At 70.5% G+C, this 17,922-nt stretch carries 15 protein-coding genes; 5 read left to right on the top strand and 10 right to left on the bottom strand.

Annotation, left to right across the window (positions count from 1 at the left end; translation table 11 throughout):
* Positions 1-11: 11 nt before the first annotated feature.
* Positions 12-1,313, top strand: a complete 1,302-nt coding sequence (locus VFL28_08045; GenBank protein HET7264605.1) for a solute carrier family 23 protein — start codon at positions 12-14, stop codon at positions 1,311-1,313.
* A 15-nt stretch (positions 1,314-1,328) separates the two neighbouring features.
* Here the strand turns inward: VFL28_08045 and VFL28_08040 are convergent, their stop codons facing one another.
* From VFL28_08040 to VFL28_08030, 3 genes are read right to left on the bottom strand one after another with little or no spacing between them, the layout of a single operon-like run.
* Positions 1,329-2,546, bottom strand: coding sequence for an FAD-binding oxidoreductase (locus VFL28_08040; protein HET7264604.1), 1,218 nt, complete (start codon positions 2,544-2,546; stop codon positions 1,329-1,331).
* Positions 2,543-4,585: a molybdopterin-dependent oxidoreductase gene (locus tag VFL28_08035; GenBank protein ID HET7264603.1), complete on the bottom strand. Its 2,043-nt coding sequence runs from the start codon at positions 4,583-4,585 to the stop codon at positions 2,543-2,545. The genes VFL28_08040 and VFL28_08035 overlap by 4 nt, the downstream gene beginning before the upstream one ends.
* Before the next feature lie 16 nt (positions 4,586-4,601).
* A complete protein-coding gene (locus VFL28_08030) occupies positions 4,602-5,345 on the bottom strand; it encodes an MBL fold metallo-hydrolase (GenBank protein ID HET7264602.1) in 744 nt (247 codons plus the stop codon).
* 190 nt (positions 5,346-5,535) lie between these two features.
* On the opposite strand from VFL28_08030, the gene VFL28_08025 reads away from it, so the two are divergent.
* From VFL28_08025 to VFL28_08015, 3 genes are read left to right on the top strand one after another with little or no spacing between them, the layout of a single operon-like run.
* On the top strand, positions 5,536-7,209 hold the full coding sequence (locus VFL28_08025) for an ABC transporter substrate-binding protein (protein HET7264601.1): 1,674 nt from the start codon (positions 5,536-5,538) through the stop codon (positions 7,207-7,209).
* A 47-nt stretch (positions 7,210-7,256) separates the two neighbouring features.
* The gene (locus tag VFL28_08020; protein HET7264600.1) at positions 7,257-8,204 is read left to right on the top strand and encodes an ABC transporter permease; all 948 of its coding nucleotides are present in this window, start codon (positions 7,257-7,259) and stop codon (positions 8,202-8,204) included.
* Positions 8,201-9,097, top strand: coding sequence for an ABC transporter permease (locus tag VFL28_08015; GenBank protein HET7264599.1), 897 nt, complete (start codon positions 8,201-8,203; stop codon positions 9,095-9,097). The genes VFL28_08020 and VFL28_08015 overlap by 4 nt, the downstream gene beginning before the upstream one ends.
* Positions 9,098-9,147: 50 nt before the next feature.
* Here the strand turns inward: VFL28_08015 and VFL28_08010 are convergent, their stop codons facing one another.
* The 7 genes from VFL28_08010 to VFL28_07980 all read right to left on the bottom strand — a co-directional run bounded on the left by VFL28_08010 (position 9,148) and on the right by VFL28_07980 (position 16,702).
* Positions 9,148-10,164 carry a plastocyanin/azurin family copper-binding protein gene (locus tag VFL28_08010; GenBank protein ID HET7264598.1) on the bottom strand — a complete coding sequence of 339 codons (1,017 nt, stop codon included), beginning with the start codon at positions 10,162-10,164 and terminating at the stop codon, positions 9,148-9,150.
* 169 nt (positions 10,165-10,333) lie between these two features.
* A complete protein-coding gene (cofE, locus tag VFL28_08005) occupies positions 10,334-11,095 on the bottom strand; it encodes a coenzyme F420-0:L-glutamate ligase (protein ID HET7264597.1) in 762 nt (253 codons plus the stop codon).
* A gap of 1 nt (position 11,096) precedes the next feature.
* The gene (locus VFL28_08000; protein ID HET7264596.1) at positions 11,097-12,089 is read right to left on the bottom strand and encodes a TIGR03557 family F420-dependent LLM class oxidoreductase; all 993 of its coding nucleotides are present in this window, start codon (positions 12,087-12,089) and stop codon (positions 11,097-11,099) included.
* Between the two features lie 23 nt (positions 12,090-12,112).
* Positions 12,113-13,396, bottom strand: a complete 1,284-nt coding sequence (locus VFL28_07995) for a pitrilysin family protein (GenBank protein ID HET7264595.1) — start codon at positions 13,394-13,396, stop codon at positions 12,113-12,115.
* Positions 13,396-14,742, bottom strand: coding sequence for a pitrilysin family protein (locus VFL28_07990; protein HET7264594.1), 1,347 nt, complete (start codon positions 14,740-14,742; stop codon positions 13,396-13,398). Before VFL28_07990 ends, VFL28_07995 begins: the two co-directional genes overlap by 1 nt.
* A gap of 42 nt (positions 14,743-14,784) precedes the next feature.
* Positions 14,785-15,255, bottom strand: coding sequence for a peroxiredoxin (locus tag VFL28_07985; protein HET7264593.1), 471 nt, complete (start codon positions 15,253-15,255; stop codon positions 14,785-14,787).
* A gap of 100 nt (positions 15,256-15,355) precedes the next feature.
* Entirely contained in the window at positions 15,356-16,702 is a 1,347-nt protein-coding gene (locus VFL28_07980; protein HET7264592.1) for a M20/M25/M40 family metallo-hydrolase, read from the bottom strand.
* A 124-nt stretch (positions 16,703-16,826) separates the two neighbouring features.
* Between VFL28_07980 and VFL28_07975 the strand changes: the two genes are divergently transcribed.
* A complete protein-coding gene (locus VFL28_07975) occupies positions 16,827-17,879 on the top strand; it encodes a M42 family metallopeptidase (protein ID HET7264591.1) in 1,053 nt (350 codons plus the stop codon).
* Positions 17,880-17,922: the final 43 nt, after the last annotated feature.

Below are 17,922 nucleotides of genomic sequence, written 5' to 3'. Positions count from 1 at the left end.
GGACCACGCGTATGGCAACGGCGACGGTTGCCGCCTCCACGGCGGAGCAAGAGGTCACGTATTATCCCGAAGACCGGCTGCCCTGGCCCCAGACGACCCTGCTCGGCATTCAGCACGTCATGGCGATGTTCGGCGCGACCGTCCTCGTCCCGCTCATTCTCGGCTTCAACGTCAACACGGTGCTGTTCTTCAGCGGCGTTGCCACGCTGATCTTCCTCGCCGTCACCGGCGGCAAGGTGCCGAGCTACCTCGGCTCGTCGTTCTCGTTCATCGGCTCGGTACTCGCGATCCAGGGCGGCGCGGGCCACAACCAGTCCCTCGCCTTCGCCGGTATCTTCATCGCCGGGCTCTTGTACTTCATCGTCGGCGTGATCGTGCATCTCGTCGGCGGGAAGGTGATCCGCTTCTTCATGCCGCCGGTCGTCACCGGCACGGTCGTCGCCGTCATCGGCCTCGCGCTGGCGGGCCCCGCCTGGGCGAGCTATTCGAAGGACCTCTTCACGGCGACGGTCACCGTGCTGGCCACGGCGATCGCCAGCGTGTACCTGCGCGGCTTCCTCCGGCTTCTGCCGATCCTCACCGGAATCATCGTCGGCTACGTCGTCGCGCTCCTCGATCCCGCCTGCGCGGCGGCCAACGCCGGCTGCCACGTCAACCTGGCCGCGGTGGCCGGCGCCGCGTGGATCGGCCACCCGCTGCTCAGCTTCCCGCCGCAGTTCACCGGCCGCGCGGTCAGTCTCTTCTGGTTCATCCCGATCGTGCTCGTCGCGGAAAACGCCGGGCACGTGTACGCGATCAGCGGCCTCATGAAGCGCGACCTCGGCGGCTACCTCGGGCGGACGTTCATGGGCGACGGCCTCGGCACGATGCTGAGCGCGCTCTTCGGCGGCGCCGGCGAGACCACGTACGCCGAGAACATCGGCGTCATGGGCGTGACGCGCGTGTTCTCGATTCCGGTCTACGCCGTGGCCGCGGTGGTCGCGATCCTGCTCGGCTTCGTCCCGAAGTTCGGCGGGCTCGTGAACAGCATCCCGACGAGCGTCCTCGGCGGCATCGAGCTGTATCTCTTCGGCCTCATCGCGGCGATCGGCGGCAAGATCTGGGTGGACGGGCGCGTGGACTTTTCGAACCGCGCGAACCTGGCCACGGTGGCGATCCCGTTGATCCTCGCGGCGAGCGGCGCCGACATCAAGGCCGGGCCGTCCTTCGAGATCAACAACCTCGGGCTCGGCGCGCTCGGCGCGATCATCCTCTTCCAGATCCTCCGGCCGGGCGCGGGCCCCGCGGCCTCGGCCGGAACGGCCGACGCCTAGGGAGGCTGCGACGATCTACACGCTTCCATAAAAATGATGGTATTCCCAGGCCGCCTTCCGCCGTAGCTCGTCTTCGGCCCAGCGGTGTTCGCCGAACCGCGCCGGGGAGAGCGGCGACATGTCCACCGGCGGACGGCCGTCGGTGATCCAGGCGGCGAGCACTTCCCCGAGCGCCGGCGAGATCGACAATCCCGCGACGTTGCAGCCGCCGGCGAAGAAGAAGCCCTCCGCGGCGGGCGCCGGCCCGACGATGTGCTCGCCGTCGGGCGTCATCGTGGGGATGCCGCCGCGGTGCTCGCGCACGTTCGCGCCCTCGAGAAGCGGCAGCTGGGCCCGAATCTCCGCCCCGGCGCGCCGGATGACCGCCGCGTCGAGCGGCGTGTCTTTGATGTCGAACCGCGGCCCGAGTGCCGCCATGTCGAAGAACCGCGGGCCCTCTTCGAAGACGCCCCAAAGAAACCCGCCGTCGCACGGCCGGACGTAGACGCCCGCGTCCATGATCCGGATCATCGGCAGCTTGGGGTGCACGCCCTCGATCCGCCCGGTGATGAACAGCTGGTGCCGCGTCGGCACGAGCGGAATGCGTAGACCGCTTGCCTCCGCCATCTGGCGCGTCCACGCGCCGGCGGCGTCGACTACGACGGCGGTCCGGATCCGCCCGCGGTCCGTCTCGACGCCGGTCACGCGCCCGCCCTCGACGACCACTCGCGACACCGTGGTGCGCGGCAGCAGCGCGGCACCGTTCGCCTCGGCGCCGCGCGCGAACCCGATCGCGACCTGCGCCGGGTTGAAGTACATGTCGTCGCCCACGCGCATCACGGCCGAAATGCCTTCGGGCCGGAGGAACGGATGCAGACGGTGCGCCTCCGCCGGTGAGATCTGCTCGACGTCGAGACCCATCCGGCGGCCGCGCGCCACGTCCGCGGCGATCACGGGCGCGTCCTCGGGCCGGCGCGCGATCTTCAGGCTGCCGGAGTGTACCCACTCGAGCGGCTGCCCGGTCTCCTCGGTGAAGTGCTTCAGATGGCCGGTGGCCGTCTTGACGAGCGAGATCATGAGATCGCTCTTCCGGGCGCAGCTGACGAAGCCCGCGGCACGGGGAGAGGTCTGCGACGCGATGTCGTGCCGGTCGACGACCGCCACGCTGCGCCTGCCCGATTTGGCCAGATAGAACGCGGTGGCGGCGCCCAAGCCGCCCGAGCCGATGACGACGACGTCCGCCCGGTCGATCATCCCGCCTTGGGTGCGTCGGCCGCTTCGACCTCGACCATGGCGTCGAACGCCGCCTGGCCCGCGGAAAACTCGAAGACGTCCACGGCCTCGTCCGGAATCGAGGGCGCCCCCGACGTGAGGTCGTTGAGCCCGGTCCATCCGTCGCGCATCCAGACGGTGGCGGGCGGGACGTCGCCGGTCACGCGGGCGCGCGCCCGGAATTCGCCGCGCTCGTTGAAAATCCGGATCCGGGCCCCGTCGTCGAGGCCCCGCGCCGCCGCGTCGGCGGGCGAGATCCACAACGACGGCTCGGGATCCAGGCGCGCGAGCGTCGGCAGCGCGCGCCCGTGGTCGTAGAACCCGTGAAACTGCGTGAGGGTGCGGCCTTGCCGGAACGCGAGCGGATGCCGCGCGGCCGACGGCAGCGGCGTGTACACCGGCAGCGGCGGCAGACCGAGCGACGTCGCGCGCTCGGAGTAGAACTCCACCTTGCCCGACGGGGTCGGAAAGACCAGATCGGGATGGGCGACGTGGGAGATCCGCAGCGCGCGCATCCCGCCCTCGGCGCGCAGCGCCGCGACTGTGGCATGCCCGGTCGACGGGTGGTTCAGAATCGCGTCGATCGGGCCGTCGTCGCTCGCCCACGGGAAGAACTCCGCCAGACCGAGGCGCGCCGCGAGGTCCCGAAGCACCCGCGCGAGCGGCCGCGCCTCCCCGGCCGGCTCCAGGATCTTCGGCATGAGATAGAGGTGCGTGTTGGTGCTCTTGCAGCCGACGTCCTCCAGCCACGACGTCGCCGGCAGCACGATATCGGCAAACCGCCGGGCGGTATCGTTCATGAAGAGGTCGTGGCTGACGATGAGGCCGGTGCGTTCGAAACCGCGCGCCACCCGCCCCGCGTCGGCGAACGACGACAGCATGTCGGTGCCGAACAGGCACAGCACCTGGATGCGTCCGCCGGTCAGCGCTTCCGTGACGCGCGGCATCTGGTTCGGGATGTAGCGGCCCGGCGGCCGCCGGTCCGCGGCCGCGACGCTCGCCAGCGCCTGCCCGTGCGCCGAGCTCCCGTGCCGCGGGCCGAAGCCGGTCCCGGGCCGGCCGAGACTGCCGGTGAGGGCAGGCAGGCACGCGACGGCCCGGCCCCCCTGCCACCCGTTGGCACCCTTGTGCATCGAACTCCCGCCGATCACGATCATCGCGCGCCGCGACGACGCGTAGCGGCGGGCGAGCGCGGCGATCCGTTCGGGGGGCAGTCCGGTCTCCTTCGCGGCCCACGCGGGAGGGTACGCGCGGACGTGCGCGGCCAGCGCGTCGAAGCCGGCCGTGTGCGCGGCAACGAACTCGCGGTCGTAGAGGCCTTCACCGACGATCACGTGCATGAGCCCTAACGCGAGCGCCGCGTCCGTTCCCGGACGAATCAACAGCACCTCGTCGGCCTGCGCGGCGGCCTCGGTCCGCCGCACGTCGATCGCGACGATCCCCGCGCCGCGCCGCTTCGCGGCGGCGAGGTGACGCCCGGTATTCGGCTGGCTCGCCAGGTTGGCGCCCCACAGCACCACGAGGTCGGCGTGGGCCCCCATGTCTTCTTTCGTGTTGGTCTCGATCGGCCCGGTGAGCGCGATGCCGAAGGCGCCGAGGCCCCAGCAGATCATCGTCGAGTTCCACCACTGGCAGCCGTACAGGTTCGCGAACCGGCGCAGCAGCTGCCCGCCCACGCGGACGCCGTAGTTGTTGGCGTTGTTGCCGTGGCCCTGCCAGACGGCCACGCTCTCCCGGCCGGCCTCGCGCATGCGCCCGACGATCCGGTCGAGCGCTTCGTCCCAGGTCGCGCGCCGCCATGCCCCGCCGGCGCGGCGGTCGCGCGTCATGGGCGCCGTCAGGCGCTTCGGGTTGCCGATGATCTCGCGCGATGCCTGGCCGCGCACGCACAGGAAGCCGCGGCTGTCGGGGTTGTCCGGGTCACCGCGCAGGCCCGCGACGCGCCCGCCGTCCACGTCCACCAGCATGCCGCACAGTGTGGGGTGGCAGTTCATCGGGCACATCGTGCGGATCGTCTGCACCGGCCGCGGTACCTCCCTACTCGATCCGGAGCGTCATCCCGTCCTCGGCGCACTCCCACGGCGATTCGTCGCGGTGCGCGAGCATCTCCTCGCCCATATGGGTGAGGACGATGCGCCGGCTGCGCAGCTCGCCGCGGTGCTCCGCGAGCGTGCCGAGATCGAGATGGTTGGGCAGCCTCCGATCGTACGCGTTGCACTCGAGCAGCAGGAGGTCGGCGCCGTCCGCGGCCCGGACGACCCCCGGCGCCCACTGCGTATCGCCGGAGTAGGCGATCGTCCGCCCGCCGCACTCGATCCGCAGCGCCGCCGGCGGCGCGCCGCACGGGTGCAGGACCTCATGCGGGGTGACGACGAGGCCGGCGATGCGGTTCGGCGCCTCGAGCGTGTACTCGGACACCTCGAGCGGATACCGGAGCGTGATCCCCGCGGAGCCGGGGAACAAGCTCTCCATCACGTCGCGGAGGCGCGCCCGCGTCCCCGGCGGCCCGGCGACGAGAAGCGGCCGGGTCCGCCGAACGTTGAAGTGCGAGTCGAGGATCAGAAACGGCAGACCGCCGATGTGGTCGCCGTGCAGGTGGCTGAGCAGCACGGCGTCCACCGCGCCGCGGTCGACGCTCCATCGGTGCATCGCCTGCAGCACCGTCGCGCCGCAGTCCACGAGAAACCGCGTGGACCCGTCGGTGACCCAAAACGACGTCTGGAAGCGTCCCCCGCTGCCGAAGGCGTCGCCGCACCCGAGGACGCGAAGCGTGACCGTCATCGGCGGTCGGGTGCCTACTTCTTTCGTCCTGTCCAGCGCACCATCTGATCCCCCACCCAATCCGTTTCGCGGCCCGCACCCCAGGTTCCGGTCAGCGAAGCGCATCTCCTGTCGACCGCATCTGGTGCAGGAATCGTCCCGTCGGCCCGGCAAAAGGACGCGCAAAGTCGGAACCGTTGGGGGGACGCCGATGCACACGCGCGAGATCGCCGGCAGCCGCCGGCTGACGCGGCGCCGGTTCCTCGCCGGCACCGCGGGCCTGACCGCCGCCGGGATGAACGCCCTCACGGGCGGGTCCGGCGCGACGCCGGCCGGGCCGGCGGGAGTGCCGGCGGCCGACGCGGCGGCGGCGGAGCCCCGGCGCGGCGGCGCGTTCAAGATCCCGATCACGGCAAACGTGGTCCCCTGGCCGCCGATCGGGTTGATTCAGAATCTGATGGTCAACAAGTCCCTCTTCAACGGCCTCGTGCGGTACAGCCCGGTGGATTGGAGTCCGCAGCCGGATCTCGCGGAGCGCTGGGAGACCTCGAAGGACGGGCTCACCTGGACCTTCCACCTCAAGGACGGCGTGCGCTGGCATGACGGCCGCCCGTTCACGGCCGACGACGTCAAATGGACGCTCCAGACGTACGCGGATCCCAAGGTAAACAGCATCCTCCGCGGCAACCTGGAGCCGGTGACCGGCGTCGAGATCGTGGATCCGCTGACCGTGAAGCTGGTCACAAAACAGCCCTACTCGTCGCTCGTCGAGCTGCTCTGCTATCTCACGTTCATGCTGCCGCGGCATCTTCTCGCCGGCCAGGAGTTCAACCGCGCGAAGTTCCCCGAGGCGTTCATCAGGAACCCGGTGGGCACCGGCCCGTTCAAATTCGGCGAGCATGTCACGGGCGATCACTTTACGGTCCTCGCGAACGACCGCTATCATGAAGGCCGCCCATACCTCGACTCGGTCATCTACAAGATCGTGCGCGACCTCAACTCCACGATCGTCCAGGTCAAGACCGGAGAGCTCGACGTCGCGTTTCCGACTGTGGCGCAGCTGCCGGCGCTGACCGGGGCGCCGAACCTGTACCTGATCGAGCGAGGGCTCATGGACTTCCGGTTCTTCGGCTACAACTACAACGACGCGCGATTCGGAAAGTGGTTTCGCGACCGGAACGTCCGGCAGGCGTTCGCGCACGCGATCAACAGCAAGGGCATCATCCAGCAGGTCACGCAGGGCAAAGCCGAGCGAAGCAACGGCCCGCTCCCGCCGGCGCTCAAAGGCTGGTATCCGCACGGCGCTCCGGTCTTCGACTACGATCCGGACCGCGCCCGCAAAATGCTCGCGGAAGCCGGGTTCAAGCCGGGGCCGGACGGCGTCCTGGCCAAGGACGGCCAAAAGTTCAGCTTCGCGTTCTTCACCGATCAGGGGCAGCCGGAGCGGGAACAGACGGCGCTCATCCTGCAGCAGAACCTGCGCGACGTCGGAGTCGACGCGCGCCTCGAGACGCTGGAATTCAACACCTACATGACGCGCCAGCGCGTGAACCACGACTTCGTGGCCGTCGCCTTCTACTATGTCACCCCGGCAACCCCCGACCAGCACTCGTACTGGCAGACCGGCGGCTCGACGAACGAGTGGGGCTACTCCAACCCGGACGTCGACCGGCTGTTCCAGCAGGGCCTGTCGACCTTCGATGCCGGGAAGCGCCGCGCGATCTACGACCGGCTCTACAAGATCGTCGCCGAAGAGCAGCCCGTGAACTTCATCTACCATCCGCGCGAGATCCAGGCGCTCAACAAACGGGTCCGTGGATGGGCGCGCACCGACTACCGCGACGCGCTATTGTACCTCAACCGGGTGTGGCTCGCGCCGTCGTAGACGCGGCCGCGGCGGCCCCCCGGACCTCGGCGTAGCCGGCCCGCCGCATGCAGCGGTATCTGCTCGCGCGCGCAGCGCAGTCCGCGGTGCTGCTCGTCCTGGTCAGCATGCTGACGTTCGCGCTCATTCACGCGGCGCCGGGCGGGCCGGCCGTGCTGCTGGCGCCCGAGATGACGGGCGAGCAGATCAAGGAGGCGGCGCGCAGCCTGGGGCTCGACCGGCCGCTGGGTGTCCAGTACGGCCGCTGGCTCGGCAATCTCCTGCGCGGCCGGCTCGGCACGTCGTACGGCCAGGGGCTTCCGGTCGCGCGCCTGATCGCCGACCGCCTCCCCGCGACCCTGGAACTCGTGGTCACGGGTCTCGTGCTCTCGGTCGCCGCCGGCCTCTTTCTGGGCGTCGCTTCCGCGCTGCGCCGGAACTCGCCCGTCGACCACCTGTCGACCGGCGTCGCGTTCTTTGGCATGTCGGTGCCGGTCTTCTGGTTCGGACTCATGCTGATCGTGCTGTTCGCGGTCCATTGGCGCATCCTGCCGTCGTCCGGCGCCGCCACGCTGGGCGCGCCGCCGTCCGCGGGCGACCGCCTGGCCCATCTCGTCCTGCCGGCGGCCGTGCTCGCGACCGCCAATCTCGCGCAGATCGTCCGCTACACGCGATCCAGCATGCTCGACGTGCTGACGGCCGACTTCCTGCGGACCGCGCGGGCCAAAGGTGTCGCCGAGCGGTCGGTCGTGTACCATCACGGGCTGCGCAACGCGCTGATCCCGATCGTCACCGTCGTCGCGCTCTCGATTCCCCGGCTCGTCGGGGGGGTCGCGATCACGGAGAGCGTGTTCGCCTGGCCCGGGATGGGGCAGCTCGCGGTCGACGCGGCGTTGCAGCGGGACTATCCCGTAATCATGGGCATCACCATGGTGGTGTCGATCGTCGTCGTGGTCACGAACTTTCTCACGGACCTGAGCTATCTCGTGCTCGATCCGCGAGTCACGATCGCGTGACCGTGAGCCGGGCCGCCGGGGCAGTCGCCGCGCGCGCGGACGGCCGTCCGGGCGCCGCGGGACGCGGCAGGGACCGCTTCCGGCGTCTGCGGCGAAATCCGCTCGCGCTCGCGTCGCTCCTCTTTCTCGTCCTCATCGCCGGCGCGGCGACCCTCGCGCCGGCCGTGACGCCCTACCATCCGGACCGGATTGTGATCGGCGAAGCCCTGCTGCCGCCCTCGACCCGGCACTGGCTCGGCACCGACCAGACCGGCCGCGACGAGTGGACGCGCCTGTTATTCGGCGCCCGGATTTCGCTGGCCATCGGGATCGTCGCGATGCTGGTTTCGGTCGCGATCGGCACCGCGGTGGGCGCGGTCGCCGGCGCGTGGGGCGGAACCGCGGACGCGGTGGCGATGCGCGTCACGGACGCGATGCTCGCGGTCCCGGTGTTCTTTCTCTTGCTCACCGCGCTGGCCGCCCTCGGCGCCACGGTGGCGAACATCGTCCTCGTGATCGGGCTGACGAGTTGGATGCCCGCGGCGCGCGTCGTGCGCAGCGAAGTCCTGCGGGCTCGCGGTCTCGAGTACGTGGCGGCGGCACGCGGCCTCGGCGCGGGACAGTGGCGCGTGATCGGCCGGCACCTGTTACCGCAGGCCGTTCCGTCGATGCTGGTCGCCTCGACGCTGGGCGTCGGCCAGGCGATCCTCATCGAATCGGCGCTGAGCTACCTCGGCGTGGGCGTGCAGCCGCCGACCGCCTCCTGGGGCAACATGCTGAGCCACGCTCAGAACTATGTCTTCGCCTCACCGCTGCTCGCGCTGTGGCCCGGCATCGCCATCCTGTTGACTGTGCTGGCCTTCAACTTCATCGGCGACGCGTTGCGGGATACCTTGAGCCCCTATCAAACGTGAAGGGGAGCGGCGGCGCCGCTCCCCTTCGACGATCGCGGCGGTGCGCGGGGCTACTGCACGATGATCGAGCCGCGCATGCCCTCCGGGACGTGGACGACGCACCAGTACGTATACGTACCCGGCTTCGTGAACTTCAGGGTGTACGACGTCGGGCCCGGCGGATTTACCGGGAGTATAATGCCGGAATTGTAGTAGGCGTTGCCGGTGTGCGCCGGCCCGCCGGCGGGGGCGAGGATCTTGGGGTTGACCCAGATCTTCGGCGGGCCCTGCGCCGCCTGCTCCAGCAGTAGGAACTGGGGGACCACGCCGGGTCCCTGGAATGTGACGGTGTGGATTTCGAATGGATCCGTCATCGTCCACGTGACCGTTGACCCGGCCTTCACGCGAAGCGGTGCCGGCGTGAACCGCAACACCGATATGTGTGCCGGCGCGCTGCCGACGATCGGCGCTGTGTAGACAGTACCCGAGGAGGACCGCGCCTGGGAGACCTTCCAGCCGGCCACGACCTTTCTGCCGGCGGCCAGCGACGCGGCCCACTGGTCCGAGCCGGCCTTGTCGACCTGCGCCTGCGTCATCGGCGCCTTCCCGACCGCCTGCACCAGGACCGTTCCCTGCATGCCGGGGTGCAAAAGGCACAGATAGTTGTAGCGGCCCGGCTTCGTAAACGTCAGCGTGTAGGACTTGCCCGCCGCCTCGATGGTGCCGGAGCTGGCCATGCCGGTCCCGTCGTAGGATGCCCCTCCCTGCGGGAACGCGACGAGCGGGTTGACGAGCACACGGTGGTCGGGCTGCGGCAAAAACGGCGGGGGCGGCGTCGCGCCCGACAGGAACGTCACGGTATGCTCGATCACAACGTTCTTCGTCCACGTGATCGAATCGCCCGCGTTGATCGTAATCGAGCGGGGATAGAAATCCTGGCCCTGTAGCGCGTGGTCGGGCGTGTCGGCACCGACCCGCACCTTCCACGCCGTCCCGGCCGGTTGTGCGCGGCCGGGCAGCGACAGCGCGCCGACGGCGAGGGCGCAAATCAGAACGCCAATCCCGAAACGGTGAATCACTCGCGACATCTCGTCCCCCCTGGTCCCGGCCGGTCTCCGGCCGCAAGACAACGTCGCGCGGCCGACAAACGCCGGCCGCGATCGCATGTAATTCGTCGACTCGGGGGACACTCCTGCCGCGGCGCAGCGAATTTCCTAAGCGACTGGGGTCGGGGTTTGTTGCGGCTGGTTCGCCGGTTTATCGAAATAGATCTCGCGCGGGATCGCGGAGGAGGCGCACGGCCGCCGCGTTCGAGCTCTCGGGCAGCGCGAGGCCGCGGATCAGCACGACCGGCGTCGCCTCGGCGCACTGGCCCTGCACGAGCGTGGCCGCGCCGGCGAGTTCGTCGGCGATCGCCTCGCTCGAGGTGCGCATCGTGTAGCCGTACAGGTCCGGACGGCCGACGAGGCTCACGACGGGTTCGAAGCCCGCCGCGCCGATGCACACGCCGACCGCGCCTTCGCGGTGCGGGCGGCCGTGGCTGTCGTTGATCACGACCGCGACCGAAACTCCGAAGGCGGCGCGCAGCGCGTCGCGAATCGCGCGGGCGGAGGCGTCCGGGTCGCGCGGCAGCAGGCTCACCACGTCGGGCCCGAGTCCGACGTTGCTGTGGTCGACGCCGGCGTTCGCCGAGATGAAGCCGAGGCGGTGCTCGGTGATGAGCACGCCGTTTTGGGCGCGCACGACGCGCGTGGACTCGCGCAGCACGACTTCGACCAGGCGCGGATCCTTCCCGATCGCCTCCGCGAGGCGCAGGGCCTCCGGTCCCGGCCGCACCGCGGTCAGGTCCACGACGCTGCCCTCGGCCTTGCTGACGACTTTTTGGGCGATGACGAGCGCGTCCCCGACGGCGGGCGCGAGGTCGGCGGCGCGCAGCGTCCGGGCGATCAGCGCCGGAAGATCGGTCCCCGGCCCGATCTCCGGGAAACCCGGCACGGCAAGGAGCGCGACCTGAGTCACCTCACGCCCGAGAGGCGAGGCGCCGCAGCGCCGGCAGCACTTCCGCGCCGACGCGGGCGATTGTCGCGCGCTGGTCCACGGACGTCACCTGGATCGTGACGACGTCGGCGCCGGTTTCGACGAGCGGGCGGTAGACCTCGACCAGTTCTTCGGTGGTGCGCGCCCACGCGTACTTGCCGATGATTTCACGCCGGTCCATTCCGTCGGCGCGCTCGCGCAGGACCGCCGGATCCAGCTCTTCGAGCCGGCCCTCGACCCGAAGGCCGCGCCACGCCCGCAACGCCTGCCACGCCTCGTCCTCGTCGCGGGCCAGGATCGACCACCGTTGCGCGACGAGCGCCGGCTTGGGCCGGCCCGCCTCCCGCGCCGCGTCGAAGCACGGATCGATGACCTGCTCCCGCGCCTCCGCGGGCACCTTCACACTGACGATGACGCCGTCGGCGGCGCGTCCCGCCAGCTTCGCGGCGAGCGGTGCGCCGGCCGACATCCAGATCGGCACGCGGTGGACCGGCGGGCTGTAGAGCTTCGCCTTGCGCGTCTGGTAGAACTCGCCGGCGAAATCCAGCTTCTCACCGTCCATGAGGCGGCGCATGATCGCGACCGCCTCGGCCATGCGGCCTCGGCGCTCCTTCGGCCCGGGAAACTCCCAGCCGAGCGGTCGCTCGTTGATGCCCTCGCCGCTGCCGACCCCGAGCGCGAAGCGGCCGCCGGACAGCCGATCCGTCGTCGCGGCGGCCTGCGCGACGAGCGCCGGATGGTAGCGGAAGAGCGGGCACGTCACCTGGGTGGAGAGGCGCACGCGCGTCGTCCGGGCCGCGGCCGCGCCGAGCCATCCCCACACGAACGCCGCGGCCGACGCGTCGTCGACCCAGGGATGGAAGTGGTCCGACACCGCGATCGCGTCGAACCCGGCGCGCTCCGCCTCCGCCGCGTGATCGAGGAGCGTCTCCGGCTGGAACTGTTCGGTGCCGCAGAAATAGGCGAACTCGGGCATCGCGTCCCCCTTCCGGCCTTCGGCTACGCCGGGACGGCCGTCGCGACGGTGTAGCCGTCGAGCCGAAGATACCGGCGCGCCACGTCCCCCATCTGCTCGGGCGTGACGGCGTTGATGAGCGCCGCGAAGCGCTGCAGGTAGTCGAGTCCGAGACCGAACAGCTCCAACTCCAGCAGGGCCTGCGCGATGCCGCCGTCGGTCTCCAGGCGGAGCGCCATCGAGCCGGTCACGTAGTCGCGCGCGTCGCGCAGCTCGTCGCCGCGCGCCGGTTCGCGGTGGAAGCCTTCGATCTCGCGCAACACGCCGTCGGTGGCCCGCGCCACGTTGGCAGGATTCACGCCGGCGCGGACCGCCCACGGACCGCCGTAGAAACCGGCCTGGGCCTGGCTGTAGACGTAATAGGCGAGGCCTTCCTCGTCGCGCACACGGGCGCCGAGCCGGCCCATCAGCCCGAGGCGGCCCAGGATCAGATCCGCCATCATGCCGGCGTAGTAGTCTGGACTCGTCCGCGCGAAGCCGGGCCCGCCGAGGACGATGTCCGCCTGGGTCTTGCCCGGAATGGCGACCTGGGCCCGCTGAATCGACGCGGCGGGACGGGCCGGCGGAACGGGCGGCAGCGCCGGCGCGACGTCGGGCGTCCATCCTTCGAAAGCGCGCGCGAGGCGGTCGATGACCCATTCGGTCCGCACGTCGCCCACGACCGTCACGACGAGACCGTCCGGACGGTAGCGCCGCCGGTGGAACGCCGCCAAGTCGTCGCGCGTCGCGGCGGCGACCGTCTCTTCTTCACCCTCCGCGGGACGGTGGTGAGGATGGCCGGCCGGGAACGCGGCCGCCCGAAAGGCCCGATCCGCCGCCGCCCGCGTGTCGAGGCGCGCCTCGCGAATGGCGGTGATGATCTTGGTCCGCTGCTTCTCCGTCTCATCGGCCGGGAAGGTCGGACGCAGGAGCACTTCCGCGAGGAGGTCGAGAACGCGCCCCGCGTCCTCCGCCAGGCAGCGGGCCGAGAACCCCGCCCCCTCGATGTCGGCGGACGCGCCGGCGCTGGCACCGAGGGAATCGAGCTCGAGCGCGAATTCCTGGGAGGTGTGCTGAATCGTGCCGCGCGTCAGCATCGACGCGGCGAAGACCGCCAGCCCGTCCCGCCCCGGCGGATCCGCGCGCACACCGGCCGGGAGGTAGCCGCGCACCGTCAGCGCCGGATGCGCGTGGCTCTCCCGCACCAGCACGACGGCGCCGTTCGGAAGCTGCCGCCGCGTCACCGTTTCCGGCGTGATAGGAACGGCGCGGATCCCGGCCTCGGGCATCAGCCGTCACCTGCCGCCGGCGCCGGCGCGGCCGCGCCGGCGGCATGCGGCGAGCCGGCCCGCGCCGGGGCGTCCACCGGCAGGTACCAGCCGATCGTCCGGTTGCGCTCGTCGAAGACCCTCGCCGCGGCGTCCTGCACCGAGCGCGGCGTCACCGCCGCGAGGCGCGCCTCGAATTCCTCAAGGAACCGGCCGCCCGCCACCACCTCGCTACTGCCGAGCAGCACGGCCTGCTGGCTCACGCCGTCGGCGGCGTACACCCACTGCGCGCGGGCCTGCTTGCGGACCTTCTCGAGTTCCGCCGCGTCAATCGGTTCGCCGGCGATCCGGGCGAGCTCGGCGAGCACCGCCGCCTCCGCGCGTTCCGGCCGCACGTCGGGGCGCAGGGTGAGCCCGATTTCGAAGAGCGCCGGGTCGAGCGACGGCCGGAAGGAGCTGCCGGCCTCGACCGCCAGCTGAGTCTCGACCAGCGCGCGGTAGATCCGGCTGCTCCGCGCACCGAGGCCGTTGCCGCCGAAGACCCCCGGCCCCTTGAACCCCGACAGGACCCCATCGGCGATCAGCAGCGGAAAGAAGTCGGGATCCGACGCCGCCGGCGCGTGGAAGCCCATCTGGCAGACGGGCACCGCGCCCCCCGGACGCTCGAGCGTCACGCGCCGCTCGCCTTCCTGCGGCGGCTCGACGCCGCGGATGGGCGGCGCCGGCGGGCCGGACGAAATCGGCTCGAACGCCGCGCGGATCTGCTCGAGCAGCACCCCGGAATCGAACGCGCCCACCGCGACGACGATCGCGTTGCGCGGCGTGTAGTACGTGCGGTAGTGGCGAACGAGGTCGTCGCGCGTGATCGCGCGCAGGTCGCTCTTGTAGCCGATCACCGCATGACGGTACGGATGGACGCGGTACGCCGCGCCTTCCACTTCCTCGTAGAGCGCAAAGTCGGGGCTGTTTTCCGCGCCTTCGCGCTCCGAGATGATGACCGTGCGCTCGCTCTCCACCTCGTCCGGGTCGAAGAGCGTGTTGACCATCCGGTCCGACTCGATGCGAATCCCGAGACCGACGTGTTCGGCCGGGAGAGTCTCGAAGTATGCCGTAAAGTCTTTCCAGGTAAAGCCGTTCCAAGTGCCGCCGTGCCGGTTGACCAGGCGCGACAGCTCGCCCTTGCCGAGGGTCGGCGTGCCCTTGAACAGCATGTGCTCGACCCAGTGGGAGATGCCGGTGATGCCGAGCACCTCGTTTCGGCTGCCGACGCGGTACCATGCCCAAAACGTCGCGACCGGCGCGGTGTGCACCTCTCGCAGCAGAACCGTCAGGCCGTTCGACAGCGTTGTTCGTACCGTCGGCGTCATGCTCACATTCTTCCCTCGCTCGGTTCGGCCCGTCCGGCCGCGCTAGCCGGCCTTTTTCACCGCGGCCTCAAGATCCTCGTACGGCGGCTCCTGGCCGGCCTTATCGCTCAACCACGTGTAGACGACCTTACCGTTCTTGTCTATCACGAAGACCGAGCGCTTCGCGATGCCGTCGAGGAGACCGATAAACGCCGGCTCGTACACCCCAAACGCCCTCATCGCCTGGTGGTTGAAGTCGCTCAACAGCGGAAACGTCAGGCTGTTTGCCTTCGCGAATTCGTTCAGGACGAACGGCGTGTCCGCGCTGATCCCGTAGACTTGCGCGTTCAACGAGTTGAACCGGCCTAGATCGTCGCGGAACCGGCACATCTCCTTCGTGCACGTGCCGGTGAACGCGGCGGGGAAGAACGCGAAAACCGTGGTCCTGCCGTGCAGTTCGCTGACCTTGACCGCCTTGCGCTCGCCGTTTACGAGCACCGCCTCCGGTGCCTGCTGTCCAACTTCGACCGCCATGCCCGCCTCCCGTGTGCAGCGTCTCCGTTCCAAGCCGCCACTTGGCCCTCAACGCGGAGGGCCGCGTCGCGATTCCCCGATACGTCCCCGCCCGCGCCGGTCACCCGGCGGCCGCGAACCGCTCCAGCAGGCGGGCCATCAGCCCGATCGTCTCGCGAAAGTCGCTCTCCCGGACGTTCTCGTCCGGCGCGTGCGCCCGACCGCCCCAGTATCCGCCGCCCGTGCTGACGAGGGGAATGCGGAGCACCGGGCCGACATCGTGCATCGGCCCCGTCCCGGCCGACGTCGGGTAGACGAGCGTGGCGCGGCCGGTCGCCTCCGTCACCACGGCGCGCACGAGCCCCACGAACGGATCGCGCAGGTCCGTGCGCCACGGATACTCGCCGCCGAGCACGACCATCTCGATGTCGCGGAAGCCGCGGGCGTCGAGATGCCGCCGCACGTTGCGCGCGACCTCGTGCGGATCCTGGTCCGGCACCAGCCGGAAGTCGACCTTCGCGTGCGCGGCGGCGGGCAGTACCGTCTTGGAGCCCTCGAGCGTGTAGCCGCCCCAAATACCGCAGACCGTGCAGGTCGGCGTGAAGAGCAGCTGCCGGACCGCGCCGGCGCCTCGCACGCCGCCGATGAACCCCGGGACCTCGACGCGCTCACGGACCCCCTCGACGGTGTCCGGTGGAATCTCCGCGGCCGCGGTCTCCTCGTCCGGGGTCGGCCGCCGCACGCGATCATAGTGGCCCGGGATCAGGATCCGGCCGCTCGGGTCCTTGAAGGTGGCCAGCGCCCACGCGAGCCGGGTCGCGGCGCCCTCGATGACGGCGCCGTACGACGAGTGCAGGTCCACCGCGGCCGTCCGCGCTTCCAGTTGCAGGTAGCAGATGCCCTTCATGCCGCAGACGATGTGCATCCGCTCCTGCGTGTCCCGCTCGCCGTACTCCCAGATACACGCGTCCGCGGCGAGCAGATCCGTGTGCGCGCGCGTGACCGCGCCGAAGTGCACGCTCGAGACTTCCTCTTCGCCTTCGACGACGAACTTCACGCGGCACGGCAGGCCGCCGTTCGCCGTCTTGAGAAGCCGCAGCGCCGCGATGCGCGTCATCAGGTCGCCCTTGTTGTCCGAGACGCCGCGGCCGTAGATCAGGCCGTCCCGGCGGGTCACGTCGAACGGGGGCACCGTCCACTCGTCCAGCGGCTCCGCGGGCTGCACGTCGTAGTGGTTGTAGAAGAGCAGCGTCCGTGGCGACCGCCCTTCGAACTCGGCCGCGACGACCGGGTTGGCGCCGCCGTCCTCGAGGAGCGTCGCGCGCCCGCCTTCGGCCTCGAACAGCGCCCGCACGGCCTGCGCCGCCTCCGGGATCCCTCGCCGCTGCGCCGCGACCGAGGGAATCCGCACAAGCCGGCCCAGGTCTTCGATCGCCTGAGGGAACACCCGAGCGACGTGCGCGGTCATCGCGTCCACGGCAGGCTCCTTCCTACGCTGATGGGGGAGACTATTCTTATTCGCGCGCGAGGCCCCGTTCCCTGGCCGCGCGCGACCGCAGGAGGCGGCCCCGCGCGGCCGGAAATTCGAGTTCATGGAAACGCACAGCCTGATCGGCTCGCTGTCGAACGCCTTCGGCGTGTCGGGGTTTGAAGACGACGTACGCCGGGTGATCGAGGCGCTCGTCGCCCCGTGGGCGGACGACGTCCGCACCGACGTGCTCGGCAACCTGCTGGTGACCCGGCGCGGCGGCCCCGGCCGGACGGTCATGCTGGACGCGCACATGGACGAGATCGGGTTCATGATCACGCACGTCGAGCGCGAGGGCTTTCTCCGCTTCACGACGATCGGCGGATGGGACGCGCGGCTCCTGCTGGCGCACGCCGTGACGATCCGGACGCGGGACGGCGCGCTCGTGCGCGGCGTCGTCGGCACGCTGCCGCCGCACATTCTGAGCGGCGACGAGCGCGAGCGGCCGGTGCCGCTCGACGCCCTGTATCTCGACATCGGCGCGACTTCCGCGGACGAGGTGGCGCAGCGGGGCGTCCGCATCGGCGATCCCGCCGTCATCGCGTATCCGTGCGAGCACCTGCCCGACGGCCTGATCATGGGGAAGGCCCTCGACGACCGCGCCGGATGCGCGGTGTTGATCAAGACGCTCGAAGCCCTGGCGGGCGCGCCGCTTGAGGGGACCCTCGTCTGCGCCTTCACGGTGGGCGAAGAGACCGGCCTCCGCGGCGCGCGCACCGCCACCTATCAGATCACGCCGGACGTCGCGCTGGCGATCGAAGGCACCGTCGCCTCGGACCTGCCGGGCGTGCCGGCGCCGAAGCAGGTGACGCGCCTCGGAGGCGGCACGGCGATCACGATCGCCGACCGCTCGATGATCGTACGGCCGCAGATGGTGCACGCACTGGAGCAGGTCGCCGAGGCCAACGACATTCCGTACCAGCACAAACGGCCGGCGTACGGGGGCACAGATGCCGGCGCGATTCACCTGGTCGGCGCGGGCGTGCTTGCCGGCGCGGTTTCCGTCCCCTGCCGATACATCCACTCGCCGCTGAGTCTGCTGCGGCTCAGCGACTTCGATGCGACCGTGCGGCTCGTGACCGCGTTCGTCCGCGAGGTGCCGCGGCTGTTCGAATAGGCTAAGGGACCGGCGCCGGCGACTCCGCACACGGTGGGCGGTA

Source organism: bacterium, from assembly GCA_035691305.1.
Lineage (GTDB): Bacteria > Sysuimicrobiota > Sysuimicrobiia > Sysuimicrobiales > Segetimicrobiaceae > DASSJF01.
Note: the sequence above shows the minus strand (reverse complement) of the source record. Positions and strands in the feature narration are given on the sequence as shown.